17 protein-coding genes and 2 pseudogenes are annotated in these 21,220 nt (G+C 62.2%); 18 read left to right on the plus strand and 1 reads right to left on the minus strand.

Annotation, left to right across the window (positions count from 1 at the left end; translation table 11 throughout):
* The first annotated feature begins 45 nt into the window (after positions 1-45).
* The 4 genes from GN234_RS00595 to GN234_RS00610 all read left to right on the plus strand — a co-directional run bounded on the left by GN234_RS00595 (position 46) and on the right by GN234_RS00610 (position 6,319).
* Positions 46-1,467 carry an aldehyde dehydrogenase family protein gene (locus tag GN234_RS00595; protein ID WP_163858156.1) on the plus strand — a complete coding sequence of 474 codons (1,422 nt, stop codon included), beginning with the start codon at positions 46-48 and terminating at the stop codon, positions 1,465-1,467.
* Positions 1,468-1,478: 11 nt separating this feature from the next.
* On the plus strand, positions 1,479-2,828 hold the full coding sequence (locus GN234_RS00600; protein ID WP_109753218.1) for an aminotransferase class III-fold pyridoxal phosphate-dependent enzyme: 1,350 nt from the start codon (positions 1,479-1,481) through the stop codon (positions 2,826-2,828).
* A gap of 81 nt (positions 2,829-2,909) precedes the next feature.
* Positions 2,910-4,235 (plus strand): alginate export family protein, encoded by a 1,326-nt coding sequence (locus GN234_RS00605; protein WP_109753217.1) that lies wholly within the window; start codon positions 2,910-2,912, stop codon positions 4,233-4,235.
* 185 nt (positions 4,236-4,420) lie between these two features.
* Complete coding sequence (locus GN234_RS00610) at positions 4,421-6,319, plus strand: trypsin-like serine peptidase (RefSeq protein WP_176687617.1); 1,899 nt, start codon at positions 4,421-4,423, stop codon at positions 6,317-6,319.
* Between the two features lie 50 nt (positions 6,320-6,369).
* Here the strand turns inward: GN234_RS00610 and GN234_RS00615 are convergent, their stop codons facing one another.
* The gene (locus GN234_RS00615) at positions 6,370-7,131 is read right to left on the minus strand and encodes an IclR family transcriptional regulator (RefSeq protein WP_109753215.1); all 762 of its coding nucleotides are present in this window, start codon (positions 7,129-7,131) and stop codon (positions 6,370-6,372) included.
* Positions 7,132-7,405: 274 nt separating this feature from the next.
* Here GN234_RS00615 and GN234_RS00620 point away from each other — a divergent pair, with 274 nt between their 5' ends.
* The 14 genes and pseudogenes from GN234_RS00620 to GN234_RS00685 all read left to right on the plus strand — a co-directional run bounded on the left by GN234_RS00620 (position 7,406) and on the right by GN234_RS00685 (position 21,176).
* Positions 7,406-8,947 carry an acetolactate synthase large subunit gene (locus GN234_RS00620; RefSeq protein ID WP_109753214.1) on the plus strand — a complete coding sequence of 514 codons (1,542 nt, stop codon included), beginning with the start codon at positions 7,406-7,408 and terminating at the stop codon, positions 8,945-8,947.
* Positions 8,948-8,957: 10 nt separating this feature from the next.
* The gene (locus GN234_RS00625; RefSeq protein ID WP_109753213.1) at positions 8,958-10,448 is read left to right on the plus strand and encodes an aldehyde dehydrogenase family protein; all 1,491 of its coding nucleotides are present in this window, start codon (positions 8,958-8,960) and stop codon (positions 10,446-10,448) included.
* A gap of 26 nt (positions 10,449-10,474) precedes the next feature.
* Entirely contained in the window at positions 10,475-11,269 is a 795-nt protein-coding gene (locus tag GN234_RS00630; RefSeq protein WP_092445563.1) for an SDR family NAD(P)-dependent oxidoreductase, read from the plus strand.
* A gap of 12 nt (positions 11,270-11,281) precedes the next feature.
* Entirely contained in the window at positions 11,282-12,322 is a 1,041-nt protein-coding gene (locus GN234_RS00635) for a VPS10 domain-containing protein (protein WP_176687618.1), read from the plus strand.
* An 11-nt stretch (positions 12,323-12,333) separates the two neighbouring features.
* Complete coding sequence (locus GN234_RS00640; RefSeq protein WP_109753211.1) at positions 12,334-12,783, plus strand: VOC family protein; 450 nt, start codon at positions 12,334-12,336, stop codon at positions 12,781-12,783.
* 13 nt (positions 12,784-12,796) lie between these two features.
* Positions 12,797-13,399: an amino acid synthesis family protein gene (locus tag GN234_RS00645; protein WP_109753210.1), complete on the plus strand. Its 603-nt coding sequence runs from the start codon at positions 12,797-12,799 to the stop codon at positions 13,397-13,399.
* Between the two features lie 27 nt (positions 13,400-13,426).
* A complete protein-coding gene (locus GN234_RS00650; RefSeq protein WP_109753209.1) occupies positions 13,427-14,290 on the plus strand; it encodes an alpha/beta fold hydrolase in 864 nt (287 codons plus the stop codon).
* A gap of 2 nt (positions 14,291-14,292) precedes the next feature.
* Complete coding sequence (locus tag GN234_RS00655) at positions 14,293-15,900, plus strand: bifunctional 3-(3-hydroxy-phenyl)propionate/3-hydroxycinnamic acid hydroxylase (protein ID WP_109753208.1); 1,608 nt, start codon at positions 14,293-14,295, stop codon at positions 15,898-15,900.
* Positions 15,897-16,681 (plus strand): annotated as a pseudogene (locus GN234_RS00660) (2-keto-4-pentenoate hydratase). Before GN234_RS00655 ends, GN234_RS00660 begins: the two are co-directional and overlap by 4 nt.
* 188 nt (positions 16,682-16,869) lie before the next feature.
* Positions 16,870-17,812 (plus strand): annotated as a pseudogene (locus GN234_RS00665) (helix-turn-helix domain-containing protein).
* 238 nt (positions 17,813-18,050) lie between these two features.
* The gene (locus GN234_RS00670; RefSeq protein WP_109753206.1) at positions 18,051-18,719 is read left to right on the plus strand and encodes a GntR family transcriptional regulator; all 669 of its coding nucleotides are present in this window, start codon (positions 18,051-18,053) and stop codon (positions 18,717-18,719) included.
* Between the two features lie 79 nt (positions 18,720-18,798).
* Positions 18,799-19,605 (plus strand): ABC transporter substrate-binding protein, encoded by an 807-nt coding sequence (locus GN234_RS00675; protein ID WP_163858172.1) that lies wholly within the window; start codon positions 18,799-18,801, stop codon positions 19,603-19,605.
* Positions 19,606-19,617: 12 nt separating this feature from the next.
* Complete coding sequence (locus tag GN234_RS00680) at positions 19,618-20,394, plus strand: amino acid ABC transporter permease (protein ID WP_109753204.1); 777 nt, start codon at positions 19,618-19,620, stop codon at positions 20,392-20,394.
* 2 nt (positions 20,395-20,396) lie between these two features.
* On the plus strand, positions 20,397-21,176 hold the full coding sequence (locus GN234_RS00685) for an amino acid ABC transporter ATP-binding protein (protein ID WP_176687619.1): 780 nt from the start codon (positions 20,397-20,399) through the stop codon (positions 21,174-21,176).
* The last annotated feature ends 44 nt before the right edge of the window (positions 21,177-21,220 follow it).

Below are 21,220 nucleotides of genomic sequence, written 5' to 3' on the forward strand. Positions count from 1 at the left end.
CGCTGTCGTTCCGGACGGTTCGTCAGCGCGTGAAAGGAAGGTGCTATGCACGATTATCAAATGCTCATCAATGGGGCGCGGGTCGACGGTGAAAACGGCCACTTCGATGTGTTCAATCCGGCGACCGGTACCGTGTTCGCCCGCTGCCCGGCCGGTTCCCTCGCCCAACTGGACCTTGCCGTCGAAGCGGCGCAAGCGGCCTTTGTCGAGTGGCGACACAGTACTCATGAAAACCGCCGCCAGCGCCTACTGAGCATCGCTGCCGATCTTGAACAGGAAGCCGAGTCGTTGGCCCGGCTCATTGTCCTGGAGCAGGGCAAGCCACTGGAACTGGCGTTCTCCGAAGTGATGGGCGCAGTGGCCTGGACGCGTTATGCCGCCGAGCAGCAGATTCCCGTAGAGCTGGTGGAAGAAACCCCGACCCAGCGCATTGAACTGCACCGCAAGCCGTTGGGCGTTGTGGCGTCGATCACGCCCTGGAACTGGCCGTTCATGATCGCCGTCTGGCACATCATGCCGGCGTTGCGGGCCGGTAACTGCGTGATCAGCAAACCGTCCAGCCTGACCCCCTTGAGCACCCTGCGCCTGGTGGACATCATCGCGCGCCATGTGCCTCGTGGCGTGATCAGTAGCGTGACCGGTGAACAAGGTTTCGGCAGCGCGATCACCGCCCATGCCGGTATCCAGAAGATTGTCTTCACCGGCTCGACCGCCACCGGCCAAAGCGTGATGCGCGGCGCTGCCAGCAACCTCAAGCGCCTGACCCTGGAGCTGGGCGGCAACGATGCCGCCATCGTGCTGCCAGGCACGTCGGTCGAGGCGGTCGCCGAAGATATTTTCCAGGCGGCCTTCCTGAACATGGGGCAGACCTGCGCCGCCCTGAAGCGTTTGTACATTCACCAATCCCAGTACGAGGCCTTTGCCGAGGCCCTGACCCTAATCGCCAGGCGTCAGGTGGTGGGTGACGGCCTGGCGCCTGGAGTCACTTTTGGCCCGGTGCAGAACCTCGAACAGTTGGCGCTGGTGGAGGAACTGGTGGCCGATGCCCGTGCCCATGGGGCGCGGGTGTTGTGCGGCGGTGCCCGTCTGGACCGTCCGGGCTTTTTCTATCCGCCGACCCTGGTTGCCGATGTCACCGATGGGCAGCGCCTGGTGGACGAGGAACAGTTCGGTCCGGTGCTGCCCCTGATTGCCTATCAGGATATCGAGGATGTCCTGCGCCGCGCCAACGCCGGCGACATGGGCTTGGGCGGATCGGTCTGGGGACGCGACAGCGAGCAGGCACAGGCATTGGCCAGTCGCCTGGAATGTGGCATGGCCTGGGTCAACTGCCATGCGCAGATCCAGCCGAATACGCCGTTTGGCGGCAGCAAGATGTCCGGGTTCGGCGTCGAGTTCGGCCTTGAAGGGTTGCTGGAGTTCACCGGCCAGCAACTGCTGTACGTACGCAAGCGTGAAACAGAATGAGGACTGCAACCATGTACGAGCAATACAAGACAGCACAGAAGAAGTTCTGGCACCCGATGAGTTCTTCGGCGCCAGCCAATCGCTCCAAGACGTTGATCATCGCCCGTGGCGACGGTAACTACATCACCGATATCGAGGGCCATCGCATGCTCGATGGTGTCGGCGGTTTGTGGAACGTGAACGTGGGTCATAACCGGGCTTCAGTGAAGGCGGCCATCGCTGCGCAGCTGGACGAGCTGGCCTATTACCAGACCTTTGACGGCATCGCCCATCCGCGGGTGTTCGACCTGGCCGAGCGGCTGACGTCGATGTTCGCCCAGGAAAACATGGCCCGGGTGCTGTTCAGTTCCGGCGGTTCCGATGCGGTCGAGACGGCCCTGAAAATGGCCCGTCAATACTGGATCGCCAGCGGTGAGCCAGGGCGCACGCGCTTTCTGTCGCTGCGCAATGGCTACCATGGCGTGCACGTGGGCGGTACATCGGTGGGCGGCAATGGGGTCTATCACTACAACCACGGGCCGCTATTGGCCGGCTGTCATCTGCTCGATACGCCGTGGCTGTACCGCAACCCCTGGGATTGCCGCGATCCGGAAGAATTGACTGCCCACTGTATTCGTCAGTTGGAAGACCAGATCGCGCTGCTTGGCCCACAGACCATTGCTGCGCTGATCGCCGAACCGGTACAAGGCGCCGGCGGCGTGATCGTGCCGCCCGCGCATTACTGGAAGCGGCTGCGCGAAGTCTGCGACCGCCACGGCATCCTGTTGATCGCCGATGAAGTGGTCACCGGTTTCGGCCGCACCGGCTGCATGCTCGGCAGTCGCGGCTGGGGTGTCGCGCCCGACGTCCTGTGCCTGGCCAAGGGCATCACTGCTGGCTACATCCCCATGGGCGCTACGGTCTTCAACCAGCGCATCGTCGATGCCATCGAGAACGGCCCGGGTTTCAGCAGCGTGATCATGCACGGCTACACCTACAGCGGGCATCCGACCGCTTGTGCGGCGGCCCTGGCGGTGCTGGACATCGTCGAGGCCGAGGATCTGCCGGGTAACGCGGGAACAGTCGGAGCCCAGTTGCTGGAGCAACTGCAACCGCTGACCGAACGTTATGCGGTGGTGGGTGAAGTGCGTGGCAAGGGCTTGATGATCGCCGTGGACCTGGTGGCGGACAAAGTCACGCGCGAACCACTTGACCCGGCCAACGGCCTGGCCTCGCGCATCGCCGAGCAAGCGCGCCTGGCCGGCGTTTTGATGCGCCCGATCGGCAACAAAATCGTGATGTCGCCACCGCTGACCCTCACCAGCGACGAGGCCGCCCTGATGGTCGGCGCGTTGGACAGCGCGCTCGCCGATTGCCGCTAGCCTGATAGCCGGCGCAGTGTCCTGCGCCGGCTCCTGAATATAAAGACAGCCTTCAAAGGTGCACCACAAGGAGCTCCAGCCATGCGGTCTCTATCTCGTATGGATTTTTTCGGCAGTGGCCTTGCCTGTACGCTGGCGCTTTGTGCCACGAGTCAGGTTCAGGCCTATGAGTTGTATGCCGATGAAGACACTCACCTCAACGCCGACCTGCTGGCGGTGTTCGGCCATTTCAACAGTCGTAAGAACTACGACGGCACGCCCGGCGGTTCAACCTGGCGCGAAGGCTTCATCAAGTATGGCGTCAGCGGCGACCAGGGCCTGGCCGGCCACGGCACTGCCTACGGTGCGTTCAACCTGATCAGTTCCGCCACTTGGGGCGATGGCGATCCGGCCGGTAATTCCCTTGGGTCCGAGCGCACCACCAAGATCGAAGACGCTTACCTGGGTTGGCGCTCCGCCGATCTGTTCCCTGTGCTGGGGCAGGACGGTGTCGACATCTCCGGTGGCCGCCAGGTGGTCAAGCTGGGCCGGGGATTCTTGATCAACGATGACGGGCCGAACCTGGGCAAAGGGCCGGCCGATGGTCGCTTGAATCGTGGTGGGGCCTATTACCTGGCGGCCCGGCACGCCTTCGATCAAACCGCCGTGTTGCGCCTGGGCGGGCAGGATGGGTTGCATGGCAGTGTGGTATGGCTCAAGTCCGACAACCGTGCCCAGGCCGAAACCGAATTGGCCGCCGGCACGCTGGATTACACCGCCAGGGCCGGTACGTTGGGCCTGACATGGGTGCATGGCCTCGACGTGAACGAGCGGTGGGCCAGCGACTTCCAGAAGCAACGCAAGGACATGAACGTCTACAGCATTCGTGGGGAAGGCGACGCGGGTATCGACAATGCCAGCCTGGCATTCGAATACGCCTGGCAGGACAAGAACGCCGGCCCACAGAACGCCTGGTACGCCGAGGCCGGCTACACCTTTGCCGATATCGCCTGGGCGCCCAAGCTGACGTACCGCTACACCCGCTATTCCCAGAAGTGGGACTCGCTGTTCACCGGGCAGAGCACGGGTTATGGCACCTGGTTCCAGGGTGAAGTCGCGGGTAACTATGCCGGGCCATTCAACAGCAATACGGGGATCCATCATGTGGGCTTGAAGGCCACGCCATTGGAGAGCCTGACCCTCGGTGCGTTGTACTTCGATTACAACACCGTACGTAAAGACAACGCCTTGAACCTGGATGCCCGTGAGCTGGATGTGTATGCCGAGTGGGCCGTCAACGAGCATTTGATCATCACCCCGCTGATAGGCCTCTACAAGCCGGATCGGGATGCAACGACGGGGGGTAATCAAGTGACGGGCAATGGCACCAACGTGTACAGTCAGGTGACGGTGGCCGTTCCGTTCTGAAACGGGGGGGCTGGTTCCCTGAACCCGTGGCAAGCGAGCTTGCTTCCTCGCCACGGGGTAGTGTCCAGTCAGCCCCGACCATCCGTCTGTAACCTGCTCAAACCTGTCAGCTCCGACAGTAGGCGCCGAACACATTCCGCGTCATAAATCGCTCCATCGTCCATTGCGCGACCGGAGTGCCCGCCATGTCGACCCAACCGGAAAAAACGCCCGTGTCGCCGGCCATGCGCTCGGCTGTATGTGGATTGATGCTGGCCTCTGTTGGGTTGGTATTGGGTGCTGGGTCGGCGGTCGCTGGCATGCAGCCTCCGCCTTCCACCCCGATTACGCCGGGTGAAATCATCGGGGAGAGTCAGCTCGAGAAGGCTCGCTGCGTACAGCAGTCGGATCCGGCAAAGTACCGGCGTGCGCGCGCGGTGGGCAGGATCCATTCCAGACTTGGAGGTGGAACTGTCTGGCGGGTAGGGCCTGGAAACCTCGCGCTGACCAACTGGCATGTTGTTGACCAGGACGCGGGCGACCCGACCCAAATGGTGGTGAGCTTCAATTACGAAGAAACATCTTGCCATTCGGACAGTACGGCGGATGTGGTTCGGGTGCCGGTCGAGCGGATCGTGGCCTATGATCGGGATAAGGATTTTGCGCTGCTTGCCCTCGACGAGGATATCGTCAACAGCGGTGCGCTGGATTCCTTCGGTTATCTGGGCCTGAACACTCAGGTCCCGCATATTGGTGCTGACGTCTACCTTGCTGGACACCCCAGTGCTTTACCGAAGCGGGTCTCTCGCGATCACGACGACGGTCTTCCCTGCCGGGTGATCGATGTGGGTGACAACGGCCGTTACGGTTGGGTGAAATATAATTGCGATACCGAGTCCGGCAGTTCCGGATCACCCGTGATCGACGCGCCAACCAATACGGCAATTGCTCTCCACAGTGGCGGTAGTGCCTCAGCCAACTCGGGCACGCAGATGGCTGAAATCTGGCCGGACATCGCGCGGTATTTTGATGGCAAGTTGCCCGAGGGCAGTATCCCGGTGGAACAGCCGACCGTGCCGGTGGCCAAGCCGGGAGCCGTTAGCGTACAGGTGCCGGTGCGCGTGACACAGGTGGACGGGGAATCTGCGGTGGGAGGGGCGTCCGGTGAGCAGCTGTATTACCACGCCCCCGCACACACCACGATCACCGACGTGTTCTGCCAGAGCGCAACCACCAAGTGGATTGCCGAGGACGGCGACGCCGCGTCATGTACCCTGTCAAGCGCAGCAGACTGGACCACAGCACAGTCGGTGACGCTCCGCGTGGATGACACCGCCCCCGACGGCCAAATCGTCGACGGCCGGGTACGGCTACTGTCTGACACAGGGCAAACCCGCGGAGGAACCAACACCACCCTGAACGTGATGTCGCTGGACCCAGGTGACGTGGCATCGCTACAGGCACAGGCCGGAAATCTTCAGGCGGCCCCGGTGGACAGCAGGTTCGCGGAGCCGTTAACGGCGCGGGCGATAGACCCGCTGGGCGAGATTGTTGTGGGTGCGGATGTCACCTTCGCGGTCTCCGATGAAGGGGCGACAGGGACGCGCTTCGACGGGGGCGATCAGACACCGATCGTGCAGACGAACGCCGATGGTGATGCAACCTCGCCGAGGCTGGTCGCCGGCTCCGGGGTGGGCACGCTGCAGGTGACCGCCACCTCTAACGACAGAATGGCCAGGTTCTACTTGAGGGTGGTGTCGGAGGAGGGGGACCCGACGGATGATGTGGAGTCTCTGATCCTGGCAGGTGGGAATGGACAGATCGCACCAGCGGGTACCGAGTTCACTCTTGCGCTCACGGTTCGAGCCTCGAATCAGGACAGGGATCCGGTGGCGGGGGCCTGGGTCGTCTACACGATCACTGATGATGGTAGGACAGGGACCCGATTCGTCGGGGTCGATCAGACGCCGACGGTGACGACCAGCAGCAGTGGTGACGCAGTGTCATCGAAGCTGATTGCTGGTCACACACCGGGTTTCGTGACGGTGACCGCGACCTCCAATGGCAAGGCGGTGACGTTTCTCTTGGTGGTGAGTCCGAGTTGAGAAGTCGATCGAACAGAACGCTGGATAACGTCGATCTGCGTTAACCGCCGTCACATCCCGTGGGCAGCCGCAGGCGGATTCTGCATGCGTTCGGCAATCCGCCGGGTGGTGTCCATCACCATCTCAATCACGGTTTCCTGGCGCAGCAATTTGAAGTTGTGGGTGCTGCCGACCGCCGAAAGGCTGCCCACCACCTCGTCGAGCCCTGGGTTGACGATCGGCGCCGCGATACCGGTGAGCCCCAGGTTGAGTTCATCATGGGTCAGGCAATAGCCGTCCTTGCGGATCTTTTTCGCTGCCTTGGAAAAGCTGGCCCAGTCGTAGGTGCTGTCAGGGTCATTGGCCAGGTGTTCCTCGAACAGGCGTTGCAGGCGTCGACCCTTTTGAAAGGCGATCAACACCTTGGACTGCGCACCGCGAAAAAACGGCAGCGGCTGGCCGCGTCCGAATGCGAACTGGTAGGTGTCATTGGGTTCGGCGATGTAGGTGTTGATGATGTGTCCGTCATAGAAAACGCTGGCGAACACCGCCAGGCCGGTGGCTTCGGACAGCTCGTGCATCAACTCGCGGCCCGCCACGAGGATCGGGTCGTACTGGCGCATCATCCAGTCGAGTTCGATGATGCGCGGCCCCAGGCCATAGCTGCCGGCATCCACCCGCACCAGCAGGCCGGCGTCACACAAATCCTTGACGTAGCGGTACACGGTCGCCCGTGACAGGCCCATGCGCTCGGCGATGGTCTCGGGGTCGATCTTCAGCGTTGCCGGGCCGAAGAGGTCCAGCACACTCAGCATTTTGCTCAGACTGCTCATTTCGCTCCTAAAGGGGGGAATGGCGCGTAGGTGGTCGTTGGGTGAGCACTATAGGTAGCCGCGGCAGTGATGAAAAGCCCGCAGGCTCGCTCAGGAGTGCGTTGTCACGGTAACCCAATGTCTGAGAAATACAAGCTCATTTTCGGCGGTTTTATCTCAATAAAAATGCATAAATCTCAAAATATGATTTTTATGCAGAAAAACAGCTTGTTTTGTCGGTTCTCCTGTGTGATAAATCTCAGCCACTGCAAACGCTCGATCAAGAGGGCTGGAAATGAATGGTGCGCAACTGATAGTGAAGGCGGCGGTGGCGAGCGGTATCGAATACTGCTTCGCCAATCCTGGAACGACTGAAATCCCCCTGGTGGCAGCCATGGCCAGTGCGCCAGCCCTCAAGCCGGTATTGTCCTTGTTCGAGGGGGTATGCACCGGTGCCGCGGACGGCTACGGCCGGATTGCCGGCAAGCCGGCGATGACCCTGACTCACCTGGGGCCTGGCTTTGCCAATGGCATTGCCAACCTGCACAACGCGCGTCGCGCCAATACCCCGATCGTCAACGTCATCGGCGATCACGCGTCATGGCACGTCAACTACGATCCGCCGCTGGCCAGTGATATCCAGGCCCTGGCCGGGAGCGTTTCCGGATGGGTGCGCACATCGCGCACCGCATCGGGTGTAGGCGAAGATTTCCAAGAGGCCGTGCGTGCCGCCTGGCAAGCCAACGGACAGATCGCCAGCCTGATCCTGCCAATGGATCTGCAAGCCAACACTGTGCAGCATGAGAAAGCCTTCACGGCATTGCGGGCCCCGGTTCGGCGTTTTGCCGGTGACCGGATCGAGGCGGTCGCCCAGGCATTGCGTGATGGCCGGCGCCTGGTGTTTATCGTTGGCGACCAAGGCTTGTCCGTCGCCGGGCTCGAAGCGGCGGGGCGCCTGGCCCAGTTGCCGGGTGTGCGCCTGTTCGCCGAAACCTTTCCACGCCTGAGCTATCGCGGTGGTGGCCTGCCTGACCTGGATCGTCTGCCTTACTTCCCCGAAGTGGCCATTGAGATCCTTGACCAATACGACGCGGTGGTTTGCGCCGGTGTGCCGGACCCGATCAGTTATTTCGGCTACGAAGGCATCGCTTCTCGCCTGGCTGAACGTGAACGCCTGCTCTGCCTGGCGGAAGTCGGGGACGACGTCGCCGGAGCGCTCACTGCGCTTGCCGATGCGCTTGAGGCGCCGGCTTATGTGCCAACGCCAATGGGTATCGAGCTGCCACCAGGCGATGCCACGTTGACGCCCCAGTCCGTGGGTCAGGTGCTGGCCGCATCGCTGCCGGACGATTGCATCGTTTCGGTGGAAGGCGGGACGTGCGGCTATCCATTCTTCACCGCTTCGGCCCATGCCGCGCGGCATCGGGTCTTGACCAACACCGGTGGGGCCATCGGCCAGGGTATTCCGGTGGGCTTTGGCGCCGCCATGGCCGAGCGTGGCAACCAGGTGTTCTGCCTGCAATCGGACGGCAGTGCCCAGTACACCATCCAGACCCTGTGGAGCATCGCCCGCGAGCAACTGCCGGTGGTGATCCTGATCGCGGCCAACCATCGCTACGCCATTTTGCAGAACGAGCTGCGCCGCTTCGGCATGACCGAACTGGGCCCCGAGGCCTTGAGCCTGACCGTACTGGACCGTCCACGCATCGATTGGAAAGCCTTGGCCAAGGGCTATGGCTTGCCGGCCAGCACCGTGCACACCAATGGTGAGCTGCATCGGGCCCTGGCCAATGCCAAGGCCGACGGCGGTCCTTGCCTGATTGAAATGGCGCTGTGAAGGAGCGGATATGAACCCGATTCAATTGTTACCTGCCGTCGAGAAGTTCCTGTCGCAACCGGGACGCCTGTTTATCGGCGGCACCTGGCAGGACGCCGCCAATGGCCGTCGGTTTGCCGTGGAGAACCCAGCCACTGAGCAGACCCTGACTGAAGTCGCCGAAGGCGGCGAACGCGACGTGGATGCCGCCGTCGCCGCCGCCCGTGCGGCCTTCACCGGGACCTGGGCGCAGCAGTCGCCGGCCCAGCGTGGGTTGTTGCTGTTTCGCCTGGCGGAACTGCTCGACCAGCATCGCGAAGAGTTGGCGCAACTGATCACCCTGGAAAACGGCAAGCCGATTGCCAACGCCCGCGGGGAGGCGGCGAGTGCCGCCAACATCATTCGCTACTTTGCCGGCTGGCCGACCAAGATCGAAGGCAGCACGCTGCCGGTATCGCCTTCCAGTGGCGCGCCGATGCTCAACTACACCTTGCGCGAGCCAGTGGGCGTCTGTGCGTTGATCGTGCCGTGGAACTTCCCGCTGACCATGTGCGTGTGGAAGCTCGGCCCGGTGCTGGCGACCGGTTGTGTCGCGGTGCTCAAGCCCGCCGAGCAGACGCCCCTGGTTGCCATTCGCCTGGTGCAACTGATCGAGGCCGCCGGTTTCCCGGCCGGGGTGGTCAACCTGCTCACCGGTCTTGGTGTGCATACCGGCGCACCGCTGGCCCAGCACCCGGACGTGGACAAGATCGCCTTCACCGGATCGACCCAGGTGGGACGGCTGATCGCCCAGGCCGCCACCGGCAACATGAAGAAGGTTTCGCTGGAGTTGGGTGGCAAGTCTCCCAACATCATCCTGCCGGACGCCGATATCGTCCGGGCCGCCAAAGGCGCCGCCGACGGCATTTTCTACAACCAGGGGCAAGTCTGCACCGCCGGATCGCGTCTGTACGTGCACGCCAGCGTCCTCGACCAGGTGCTTGAAGAACTCCAGCGCCATGCGGCCGCCCATGTGTTGGGGCCAGGCCTGGATCCGGCCAGCAGCATGGGCCCGCTGGTCTCGGCCCGGCAATTGGGCACGGTGCGTGGCTACCTGCAGCGGGGCCAGGAAGAAGGCGCCGAACTGATCTGCGGCGGTGACCGGCCGGCTCATCTGGAACAGGGGCACTTCATTCAGCCCAGCGTGTTTCTCGACCGCGCCGAGCGTGCCTGTGTCGCCCGGGAAGAAATTTTCGGCCCGGTGCTGACCGTCATGAGCTGGACCGAAATCGACGAGCTGGTGCTACGCGCCAACGACTCGCCTTACGGCCTGGCCGCCGGTCTCTGGACCCGTGACTTGCGTTCCGCCCATCGCGTGGCTGCGCAGTTGAAGGCCGGCTCGGTGTGGATCAACTGCTGGAACGTCGTCGACCCGGCCTCGCCATTTGGCGGCTACAAGCAATCCGGCTGGGGCCGGGAAATGGGCAAGAACGTGATCGATGCCTACACCGAAACCAAAAGTGTCTTCGTCGATCTCGCCTGAGCCGAACAATCACAAGAGGAACTGCTATGGATCTGGAATTGCAAGGCCGCGTGGCGATCGTCACCGGCGGTGGTATGGGTATCGGCAAGGAAGTCGCGCGTTTTCTGTCCCAGGAAGGTTGCAAGGTGGTGATCTGTGCGCGGCGCATGGAGTTTCTCCAGCAGGCCGCCGAGGAAATCACCGCAGAAACCGGCAACGAAGTGCTGCCGCTGTTCTGTGACACCAACCAGATGTCGGCGGTGTCGGACATGGTCGAGGCGGCCCACAAGCACTTTGGCCGCATCGACATCCTGGTCAACGGCGCCGCGGCACCGTCCGGTGTGGTGCGCAACGACATCGAACATGCCGGTGACGATGAATTGCTCTCGGACCTCAACACCAAGGTGATCGGCTATTTCCGTTGCGCCAAGGCAGTGACTCCGCACATGAAGGCCGGCGGCTTCGGTCGCATCATCAACATCGGTGGCCTGACCGGGCGCGGCAGCAAGGTGCTTTCGGGCATGCGCAACCTGGCCATTGCCCACATGACCAAAACCCTCTCCGACCAGTTGGGCCCATCGGGCATCACGGTCAACCTGATCCACCCCGGTGTAGTGGATACCCCGCACATCCAGGAGCTGTACGAGCGCGAAGGGGTCAAGCAGGGCAAGACGCCCGAGCAGGTGGAGCAGGGTTACATCGACGCGACGCCGATCCGGCGCACCCTGGCGCCCATCGAAATGGGCTGGCTGATCGGTTTCCTCGCATCCCCCAAGGCCGGTGCCGTGACCGGGGAATCCATTGGCATCGACGGCGGCTTGACCCGTGGCATCTTCATTTGAGGAGCAGCAGTGATGAGTAACGGAACCCTTTTGGTCGCCACCGTAGGGCAGGCGGTAATCCGCAGCGCCGACGATGGCCGCACCTGGCATCGCCTGGGCCTGGGCCAGGACCTGGAATTCGATGCGATCACCCGATCCCTGAGTGTCCATCCGGGGACACCGGAGGTGATCTACGCCGGCACCGACGTCGGCTTGTGCATCAGCCGTGACACCGGAGGCTATTGGCAGCGGGTGGATTCACCGTTCAATGGGCAGACCGTCTGGAAGGTGGCCGTGGATCCACAGGATGCACAGCGCATTTTCGTCGGCACCGGTGCGCCTTCGCGAGCGGTGCTGTGGCGCACCCTGGACGGCGGCCAGAGCTGGGATCGTGCCCCGGTGGAGATTCCAGAGTTCTGCGATGGCGTCAGTCGTCCGCGCTTGCTGGCCTTCGCCTACGACCCGACGGATCGCAACCAGCTCTGGTTCGGCCTGGAGGAGGGTGGGCTGTTCCACAGCCGTGACGGTGGCGACACCTGGACCCGTGTCGATGACCGCTTGCTGTGGGACTTCAACTCGGACGTGCACAACATCCTGGTTTTGCCCAACCATGGGCAAAAGGTCATTGTGGTGGTGTGCGTCAACGCCGTTTACCGCAGTCTCGACGAGGGGCTGACCTGGACCGGCATCGTCGCGCGGGAAGCTTTCGGCCTGTACTACGTGCGCGCCATGAATGCCCCGATGGGCAGCGAAGATATCCTTTACCTGAGCATTTCCGACGGCACACCGGGCACGACCAGCAAGGTGCTGGTCTCCCGGGACGCCGCCCTCAGTTGGGAAGTGTTGCCACTGCCGCAGCAACCCAATTCCTGTGTCTGGGCGATTGCCTTGAACCCTGCCGACCCTCGCCAGATCGTCGCCGGTACCAAGTACGGGCATCTGTTCACCTCCGAGAACGGCGGTGACGGCTGGCAGAAGCAGTGGCGTGAATTCAGTGAAATCGCTGATGTGCTCTGGACGCCCGCCGTGGCGCAAATCAAGTCCGGGCATCAATCCATCATCAAGAAGAACTGAGGTATCGCGCGATGAAAGTCGAAGTCGTTCGTACTCACCTGTCGTTGTTCGTGAGCGACCCTGAAGTATCGGCACGTTGGTACGCCGACGTGCTGGGCATGCATGAAAGCGCCCGGGGTGAAAGCTGGATCATGATGGCGTTTGGTGCCAAGCATCACGACATCGCGTTGCTCCGCGCGGAACCCGGGGCCCACCAGGGCGGCCTGGGGTTGCAGCACTACGGGCTGGAGATCGCGGGCGACATGACCACCCTGCGCAAGCTCTACGGCATGTTGCTGAAAAAGGGCGTCGAGGTGGTGAAGATCACCGACCACGAGATCGGCAACGGCGTGTATTTCAACGACCCCGATGGCAATCGCATGGAATTTTTCCTCGAGTCCGAACACGACGATGCACGCGGCAAGGCCCGCTTCAAGGCGGCCGGGGCGCCCAGCCGCCACTTTGATCTCGACCCACTTTAAGGAGAAACGCCTGATGAAAACCGCAAATTTCGCCAGTTACCACATTCGCAAATGGTACAGCTTCGTCGAGGAAACCCTGGCCAATGAAACGGGCCAGTTGGCCGATGGTGAGCCGCTGTTCAAGTACGCCATTGGCGCCGTGATCGCCAACCCTTACGCCGGACGCTTCAGCGAAAGCCTGGCCGAGCTGATCGAGCCTTCACCGTTGTTGGGCCAGGAGTTTGGTCGGCGCATCCAGGCTCTGGCCGGCCAGCGGGAAATCGTGAGTTACGGCAAGGCGTGCCTGGTGGGCAGCCAGGGCGAGTACGAGCATGGCAATGCATTGTTGACCAATCCGGCGGCGGATCCGATCCGCGTCGCATTGGGCGGCGGCAAGTCCTGGGTGCCTTCCACGGGCAAGCGTGGCGGGCCTGGCGTGACCATCGATGTGCCGCTGGCCCACAAGGACGCGCTATATGTCCGCTCGCACTACGACAGCATTTCGCTTTCGTTCGGTGATGGTCCCTCGGCCGACGAGCTGGTCATCATCTGGGCCTTCGCCACGCGCGGGCGCTTGCATGCACGTCTCGGTGGCCTCCAGGCTGCGGACGTGAAAGGTAATGACGGCCTGTATTGAGGTGCGTTGATCGTGGGAAGCAAACGAATGTCTGCAAACAGCCAGTTCTTCACCAATCGATCCGGGATGCGCCTGCACTATCTGTCCTGGGGCAATGCGTCGGGCATTCCCGTCCTGATGCTGCATGGGTTGCGCGCCTATGCCCAGACCTGGACGTCATTGGCCAATGCACTGGGTGAGCAGTACTGTTGCTACGCCCTGGATCAGCGCGGTCGTGGCGACAGTGACTGGGCAGAAGCTTCCAGCTACCGGACCGAGGCCTATGTCAGTGATCTGGAAGATTGGGTCGCGCACCTGGGGCTTGAGCGTTTCGTCCTGGTCGGGCATTCCCTCGGCGGCACCAATGCGCTGGAGTATGCCCGGCTCAACCCCGGCCGCCTGCAAGCCCTGGTGATCGAAGACATCGGCCCCGGTTCGTCGGTCAGCGGCGACGGTGCCGAGCGCATCCGTCGCGAGATGAGCCAGACGCCGCTGTCGTTTCCCGACTGGGAAAGCGCCGCGCAATTCTGGCGCCGATCGCGGCCGGGTCTGTCTGCCCAGGGGCTGACGTCCAGATTGACCCACTCGATGAAGCAAACACCGGAAGGCATCGGCTGGCGCCATGACCAGGCCGGGATTGCCGAGGCGCGCTTGAGCATCACCCCGACCGATCTGTGGCCGGCGGTTCGGGCCCTGGATTGCCCGACGCTGTTCATCCGCGGCGCGCGTTCCGACTTCCTGCCCCAGGCGACCCTGGAGGCTATGAAAGAGGCCAACCCGCAGGTGCGCACAGCGCAAATCGCCGATGCCAGCCATTATGTCCATGACGACCAGGAGGACACCTTCAACCGTGTCGTCAGGGACTACTTGCACGACCAATGCCTACAACCACAACAACAAAGCGGTGAATAGCGATGAAGCAGGAGAAAACCCAGGTTGTCATCGTGGGCGGTGGCCCGAACGGGATCACGGCCGCTCATTACATGGGGCTGTACGGAATCGACTGCATCGTCCTTGAATTGGCTGACGGCGTCCTGCCGTATCCGCGCGCGGTGGGCATGGATGACGAGGCGCTACGGGTGTTGCAGGGTATCGGCATCGCCGAGCTGGCCGCGCGCGACATGATCTGCAACGTGCCCTTGCGTTACTACAATGCGCGAGGCGTCTGTTTTGCCGAGGTCAAACCGAGCACGGCGAACTATGGCTGGCCGATGCGCAACATCTTCATGCAACAGTTGCTTGAAACGACATTGCGCGAACAACTGGGCAAACACACCAGCGTCGAGTTGCGCCAGGGCCATGAAATGCTCGACCTGGAGCAGGATGCCGAGGGCGTGACCTTGCAGGTGCGAGATGCCGGGGGCGAGCTCTATCAATTGCAGGCGCAGTACGTGATCGGCGCCGATGGCGGACGTTCCAGCGTGCGCAAGAAACTCGGTATCGAACTGCTGGGGTTGACCCATCCACGCAAATGGGTGGTGATCGACACGGCCAACGATACCCTGGATGCACCCTACACGGCCCTGCATGCCGACCCTCAGCGTCCCTTCGTCTGCATCTATCTGCCGTATCAGCAACGGCGCTGGGAGTTCATGCTCCTGGAGGGCGAAGACGAGACCAGGATGTGCGAAGAGGCGACGATCCGGGACTTGATCCGTGGACATATCGGCGAGGCGGTCGATCAGCTGGAAATCATCCGGATCCGTGCCTACACCCATAATTCCCGGGTCGCAGCGCGTTTTGTCCAGGGCCGGGTGGCATTGGTGGGGGACGCGGCGCATATTTCCCCGCCCTGGGCCGGGCAGGGGCTCAATTCAGGCTTGCGTGATGTCGCCAACGTTGCCTGGAAGCTCGCCGCGATTCTCCAGGGGCGGGCATCGCCGGCGATTCTGGCCAGTTACGATCAGGAGCGCCGTGGGCATGCGACCGACCTCATCGCGTTGGCCGACAACATGGGGGCCGTCCTGGGGCTGACCAACCCGCTGATGGCCGGTGTCCGGGACTGGTTGTTCCAGGCCGTCAACAGCGTCGACAACCTTCGCTCGCACTTGCTGGAATTCAAGTTCAAACCCAAGGCGACCATCACCAAAGGCCTGGTGTATCACGAGCGCGCCGAGCTGCATGAGGATGATCTGGTCGGGCAGTTGTTCATCCAACCGTCTATCGAAGATGCCCAGGGCCAGCGCCGGCGCCTGGACGAAGTGTTGGGGCATTCCTATGCGGTGCTGGGGTATCGGGTCAATCCGAGCGAACAGCTCAGCGAGCAAACCGCCGCCTGGTGGGCGCGCTGGGACACACGCTTCATCCAGATCAATCGTTCGCGCAGTGGCGTGGGGCGTAACCAGCCCTTGTCTGCCAATGGCGCCATTTGCGTCGAGGACGTCGATAACCGCCTGGGCGAATGGTTTGCCAAGGTGCGTGATTGCATCGTGGTGGTGCGGCCGGATCGGTTTGTCGCGGCGATCACCACACCCGAGCGGCTCGAAGGCGTATTGCGCAAACTGGCGGAGCAACTCTCATGAGGCGCGAAGACGATCTACTGGTCCGGCTTCACGATGCCGCGCAGGCCTCACATGCCTTGCCTTCGTTGGAGCCTCAGGCCCTCGACCTGTCGGCGGGCTACACGTTGCAGCGCGAGGCATTGCGCCGGCGCCAGGCCGGTGGCGAGCGGTTGACCGGATGGAAAGTGGCCTTCGCCGGTCGCGCCGCCCAGGACCGTTTCGGTATTGATGAGCCGGTATTGGGCGGACTGACCGATGTCATGGCTGTGAAACCCGGCAGTACGCTGGCGCTTGCACGGCTGATCCAGCCCAAGCTGGAAATCGAGTTGGCGTTTGTCCTGGGGCGTACGCTGGTGCCCGGTTTTTACAGCGACGAAGATATTCTGGCCGCTGTGTCCGAGGTCGCGCCGGCGTTCGAAATTGCCGATTGCCGCTGGGAGGGCTGGCGTTTCGGCGTCGGGGCGTTTCTGGCCGACAATGCCGCTGCGGGGCTTTATTGCCTTGGCTCGCGAGTCAGGTTTCATCCTGAGCAATTGACCCACGTGACCTATCGCCTGGAATGCGACGGGGTGCCCTGCGGCGAAGGCAATGCCCAGGCGCGCGAGGACACCCCCCCCAGGCAAACCTGTGCTGGCTGGTACGGCGCTTGCTGGCCGACGGGCAGTGCGTTGAAGCGGGCCAGGTGGTGCTTTCCGGCTCTTTGTTGGCGCCCTTGGACATCAAGGCCGCCGAATACCGGTTGTACATGCTTGGCATGGAACTGGCTTTGGTTTTCCAGGCGGATGAAGACGGTCGACAGTAAGAACTGTTTACTCAAGTGAAATGATGCACGCGTGGCGAGGGAGCTTGCTCCCGCTTGAGTGCGAAGCGCTCGCCAAAATGGGTCTGCTGCGCAGCCCAGCGGGAGCAAGCTCCCTCGCCACGAGGCTACCGACTTGCTTGCATAACCGTACCAGGCAATAAGCGCAGGGCCACCGAGGAACAATGATCATGTTCGCCGAAGTTCGTACTTTCAATGATCCTCAGCAACACGCCGGTTCGATCCTGGGCTGGCAACAAGTCTACGATCAGCTCGGGCGTGGATGCCTCTCCAGCGAGCTGCGGCAGGTGTGCGCCGATCGTTTCCAGATCTTCCAGGAGGTGCTGGATAAACGGGTGGTGCAGCGTGGTTGCGCGCCAAAAAGGGCGCCTGTGCATTGCCATGTCGCTGGGCGGTGCGCCAGTGGTCCAGGGGCACCAGGTGGGCGCCCACAGCGTCGTGCTGCTGCGAGATGGCGAAGACTTCGTCCTGCACGCCCCGGAGGGTACGCACTTCTTCGCGGCCAATGTCGACACGGTACGGTTCGCCAAGCTGGCGGCCTATGAACTGTCGAGTGAACAACTCAAGCGCTTGAAAAGCGTGTCCCAAGTCAGCGTGGATGAGGTGGTACTGCGTAGGGTGCAGCAAAGGATTCACCCACTGTTTGGCCACCTTTTGGAACAGGCGGACGCCGTCAATCCCGCCTCGGAAAAAATCCTCGAGGACGTCTTGCTCAACGCCTTCCTCGACCTGTTCAGTCACGCCTCGGACGAGGTGCGTGGCCGCCGCGGCAATTTTGCCGTCAGCGCCTACCTGGTCAAGCGCTGCCAGGAACTGGTCGACGCCAGCGCAGATGTGCCCTTGAGCATTCTCGATCTGTGCGAGCAATTGCGGGTCAGTCGCAGGACCCTGCAAAACAGTTTCCAGGCGGTCACCGGGATGCGTCCGATGGAATACCTGCGCAACCTGCGGCTCAACGCTGTGCGCCGACGTCTGATCGCAACCCATGCGGCTACATTGAACGTCAGTGAAATTGCCGTGGCGATGGGGTTTTACCACCTGAGTCATTTTGCGGCCCATTACCGGGCGCTGTTCGGCGAGTCGCCGTCAGATACGCCCAGGGCACAGGCATGATGAGCCGCTGTTTGCGGTGTTACCGAAGCACCATCTTGCACCCATAAAAGGCAGCCGCTGAGCTGTTTGGTAGCACACCTGTGCGGTTCAGCCGGTAGTGGCGCTTGAGTCTGGCCGTCGTTTCCCCTGGGCAAATCCCTTCAAATCAATCCCTTGCACGATGACGCGCGAGGTTGGCACGCATTCTGCCTTTTTGAATTCATGGATAATTGGATACAAAAATGCAGAAGGTGCTGCCATGCAGTTCGCTCCGACTTACGCTGAACGCCCGCCCATGACTGCCGAAGAAGAGGCTTACAACTTCTTGCTCAATGCCATTTGTGGCGGTCGGTTACGCAAAGGTGACCGGCTGATTGCCGAGGACATTGCCAACGAGATCGGCATGAGCCGGATGCCGGTGCGCGAGGCCTTTCGCCGTCTGGATGCCCAGGGCCTGGTGACTCTGCGGCCCAATCGTGGAGCGATTGTCAGCGGCCTGGACATCGAAGAGTTGCACGAAGTCTTCGAAATGCGCAGCGCCCTGGAAGGCCTGGCGGTCCGTGTCGCGACAGCCAGAATCGGCGAACGCCAGTTGGCCGCCCTGGAGCGCTTGCTCGACGAGATGGACGATTACCGCGAGGAAAGCGCCGAGTGGGTCAGTCGTCATCGCGCTTTCCATGAATACCTGTGCAGCCTCAGTGGTCGCCCCCGTTTGTTGAAGCAGATCAGCGCGCTCTATTCCCTGATCGAAGCGCCCATGCGTCTGTGGTTGCAGCATGTGGAAAAGCCCCTGAGCGCACGCCAGGAGCACATGCTGATCCTCGACGCGCTGCGTGCTGGCGACGCCGAGAAGGCCGAGGCGGTGGTGCGTGCACACATCGAAGGCACCGTTCCTGAATTGATCGAGTTCCTGCAATCGAAAAAATAACGAGAGCAGGACACTTAGAGCCTGCCCGTGTTTTGACTTTGAGTACTGCCCGTTACTTACTGAACTGGAGTGTCTGGTCATGCATAAGCCTCGCCTGTTGGTTGCCGCTATATCCTTGGGTTTCTGTGCGCAGTGGGCGGTTGCCGCGCCCGTTGTCCCGGAGCGTTTGCTCAAGGTCGACAAACTCGTCTACTGCTCGGGCATGGATTCGCCGCCGCTGGTGTCCTTCGATGAGGCTCAGAAACCCAAGGGATTGACCGTGGACCTGGGGTTGGAAATCGCCAAGCGTCTGGGCGACAAGAAGGTGGAATGGCGGGTCATTCCCTTCTCCGGGTTGCTCCCCGCGTTGCTGGCCCGACAGTGCGACATGATCGTCGACCAGCTGTTTGACAAGCCCGAGCGCCGCGAGGTGATCGACATCGTCAACTACATGTATTCCAGCCAGGCGGTGGTGGTGCCCAAGGGCAATCCCAAGGGCCTCAAGACATTGCCGGATCTCTCCGGGCACAAGGTCGCGGTGCTCAACGGTTCCACCATCAAGACCCTGCTCGACGCCGAGAACGAAACCCTGGCCAAGGCCGGCAGGCCAGCGATGAAGCTGGTGGTCTACAACACCGACACCGATGCTTTCCAGGCCTTGCGCATCAGCCAGGTCGACGCCTACGGCACCACCGTGGAAACCGCCGGTTACTACGCCGCCATGGCGCCCGACCTGTTCGAGGAAGGGGTGCCGGCCTTCAGCCGGATTCTCACCGGCCTGGGCATTCGCAAGGACGATCCGCAACTGACCGCCGCCGTGCAGCAGGTGATCGGCGATATGCGCAGCGATGGCAGCTACAGCCAACTGCTCGGTAAATGGCATGTCGCCAGTGACACACTCGATTGAGGTGAACCATCGATGAATTTCAATTGGGATGTGTTCTGGCAGTACCTGCTGCAGCCCAGTGGGGTGTACCTCACCGGGCTCTGGTTGACCTGCCTGATCAGCGTGCTGGCGATGCTGCTGGGTTGTGTGCTGGGGCTGGCCGCGGCGTTGCTGCGGTTGTCGCGTAACCCGTTGCTGAACCTGCCGGTACGCTTCTATGTATGGTTGATGCGCGGTACGCCGCTGCTGGTGCAGATCGTCTTTCTCTACACCGCGCTGGCCGCCGGCGGGATTTTCCGCTTCGAAGACATCGACCTGTTCGGCCTGGTCATCCCTGGCAATATCCAGGCCGCGATCATTGCCCTGGGCCTCAACGAGGGTGCCTACATGGCCGAGATCATCCGCGCCGGCATTGGCGCGGTGGACAAGGGCCAATACGAGGCCGGGCGTTCCCTGGGCATGACCTTCGCCAAACTGATGCGCCGCATTGTCTTGCCCCAGGCGTTCCGGGTCATCGTTCCGCCGCTGGGCAACGAGTTCAACGTGATGCTCAAGAACACCACGCTGGTCAGTGTGATCGGCGTCCAGGAACTGTTGCTCAGTACCCAGATGGTCACTTCGGCGACGTTCCGGGTGTTCGAGCTGTACCTGGTGGTGGCGATCTATTTCCTGTTGCTGACTACATTGTGGGGCTTTTTCCAGCGCTGGCTGGAGGCCCGTTTCGGCCAGTCGGACCGGCCTTCGTCGCCACCGCCGGCCTCGACGCGGATGTTCGGTCGCAGCACCCTGAACCTGCTGAGGGCTCGTTAACCATGGCGCACAAAAGCGAAGAGCTGATTATCGAGGCGCTGGACGTCCACAAGTCCTTCGGCGAGCTGCAGATTCTCAAGGGCATCTCCCTGCAAGTACGGCGCGGCGAAGTGGTGGTTCTGATCGGTGCCTCCGGCTCGGGCAAGACCACGTTCATTCGTTGCATCAACCTGCTGGAGGACATCCAGGGCGGCCGCATCCGCGTCAATGGCCGGGCCATGGGGTATCGCGAGCGGGCCGACGGCAGCCTGGTGCGTGAGTCGGAGCGCAACATTGCCCGTCAGCGCCGGGACATCGGCATGGTCTTCCAACGTTTCAACCTGTTCCCCCACATGACCGCCCTGGAGAACATCATCGAGGCGCCGATCCAGGTGCTCGGCGTGACTCGCGCCGCCGCGTTGGAGCAGGCTCGCGGGTTGCTGCAGCGGGTCGGCCTGGCGGACAAGGCAGATCACTACCCGTCGATGCTCTCCGGCGGCCAGCAACAGCGGGTGGCGATCGCTCGGGCCCTGGCCATGAAACCCCAGGCCATGTTGTTCGACGAACCCACCAGCGCCCTCGACCCGGAGACCGTCGGCGAGGTGCTGCAAGTGATGAAGGAGTTGACCGAGGAGGGGATGACTATGGTCGTGGTGACGCACGAAATGGGTTTTGCCCGGGAAGTGGCCGACCGCGTGGTGGTGCTGGATCAAGGCGAGCTCATCGAGCAAGGGCCGCCGGAGCAGATCTTCTGTCACCCCATTCACCCGCGTACCCGGGCTTTTCTCAGTCGGGTGCTTTGACCTGTGCACGATTGTCCATCCTGGATCCGGTCAATCAATTCTTG

Origin of the sequence: Pseudomonas bijieensis, assembly GCF_013347965.1 — a bacterium.
GTDB classification, from domain to species: Bacteria; Pseudomonadota; Gammaproteobacteria; order Pseudomonadales; family Pseudomonadaceae; genus Aquipseudomonas; species Aquipseudomonas bijieensis.

Bases quoted from the DNA above. Each gene is read 5' to 3' on its own strand.
- GN234_RS00595 (WP_163858156.1), top strand. From the start codon at position 46: ATGCACGATTATCAAATGCTCATCAATGGGGCGCGGGTCGACGGTGAA.
- GN234_RS00600 (WP_109753218.1), top strand. From the start codon at position 1,479: ATGTACGAGCAATACAAGACAGCACAGAAGAAGTTCTGGCACCCGATG.
- GN234_RS00605 (WP_109753217.1), top strand. From the start codon at position 2,910: ATGCGGTCTCTATCTCGTATGGATTTTTTCGGCAGTGGCCTTGCCTGT.
- GN234_RS00610 (WP_176687617.1), top strand. From the start codon at position 4,421: ATGTCGACCCAACCGGAAAAAACGCCCGTGTCGCCGGCCATGCGCTCG.
- GN234_RS00615 (WP_109753215.1), bottom strand. From the start codon at position 7,131: ATGAGCAGTCTGAGCAAAATGCTGAGTGTGCTGGACCTCTTCGGCCCG.
- GN234_RS00620 (WP_109753214.1), top strand. From the start codon at position 7,406: ATGAATGGTGCGCAACTGATAGTGAAGGCGGCGGTGGCGAGCGGTATC.
- GN234_RS00625 (WP_109753213.1), top strand. From the start codon at position 8,958: ATGAACCCGATTCAATTGTTACCTGCCGTCGAGAAGTTCCTGTCGCAA.
- GN234_RS00630 (WP_092445563.1), top strand. From the start codon at position 10,475: ATGGATCTGGAATTGCAAGGCCGCGTGGCGATCGTCACCGGCGGTGGT.
- GN234_RS00635 (WP_176687618.1), top strand. From the start codon at position 11,282: ATGAGTAACGGAACCCTTTTGGTCGCCACCGTAGGGCAGGCGGTAATC.
- GN234_RS00640 (WP_109753211.1), top strand. From the start codon at position 12,334: ATGAAAGTCGAAGTCGTTCGTACTCACCTGTCGTTGTTCGTGAGCGAC.
- GN234_RS00645 (WP_109753210.1), top strand. From the start codon at position 12,797: ATGAAAACCGCAAATTTCGCCAGTTACCACATTCGCAAATGGTACAGC.
- GN234_RS00650 (WP_109753209.1), top strand. From the start codon at position 13,427: ATGTCTGCAAACAGCCAGTTCTTCACCAATCGATCCGGGATGCGCCTG.
- GN234_RS00655 (WP_109753208.1), top strand. From the start codon at position 14,293: ATGAAGCAGGAGAAAACCCAGGTTGTCATCGTGGGCGGTGGCCCGAAC.
- GN234_RS00670 (WP_109753206.1), top strand. From the start codon at position 18,051: ATGCAGTTCGCTCCGACTTACGCTGAACGCCCGCCCATGACTGCCGAA.
- GN234_RS00675 (WP_163858172.1), top strand. From the start codon at position 18,799: ATGCATAAGCCTCGCCTGTTGGTTGCCGCTATATCCTTGGGTTTCTGT.
- GN234_RS00680 (WP_109753204.1), top strand. From the start codon at position 19,618: ATGAATTTCAATTGGGATGTGTTCTGGCAGTACCTGCTGCAGCCCAGT.
- GN234_RS00685 (WP_176687619.1), top strand. From the start codon at position 20,397: ATGGCGCACAAAAGCGAAGAGCTGATTATCGAGGCGCTGGACGTCCAC.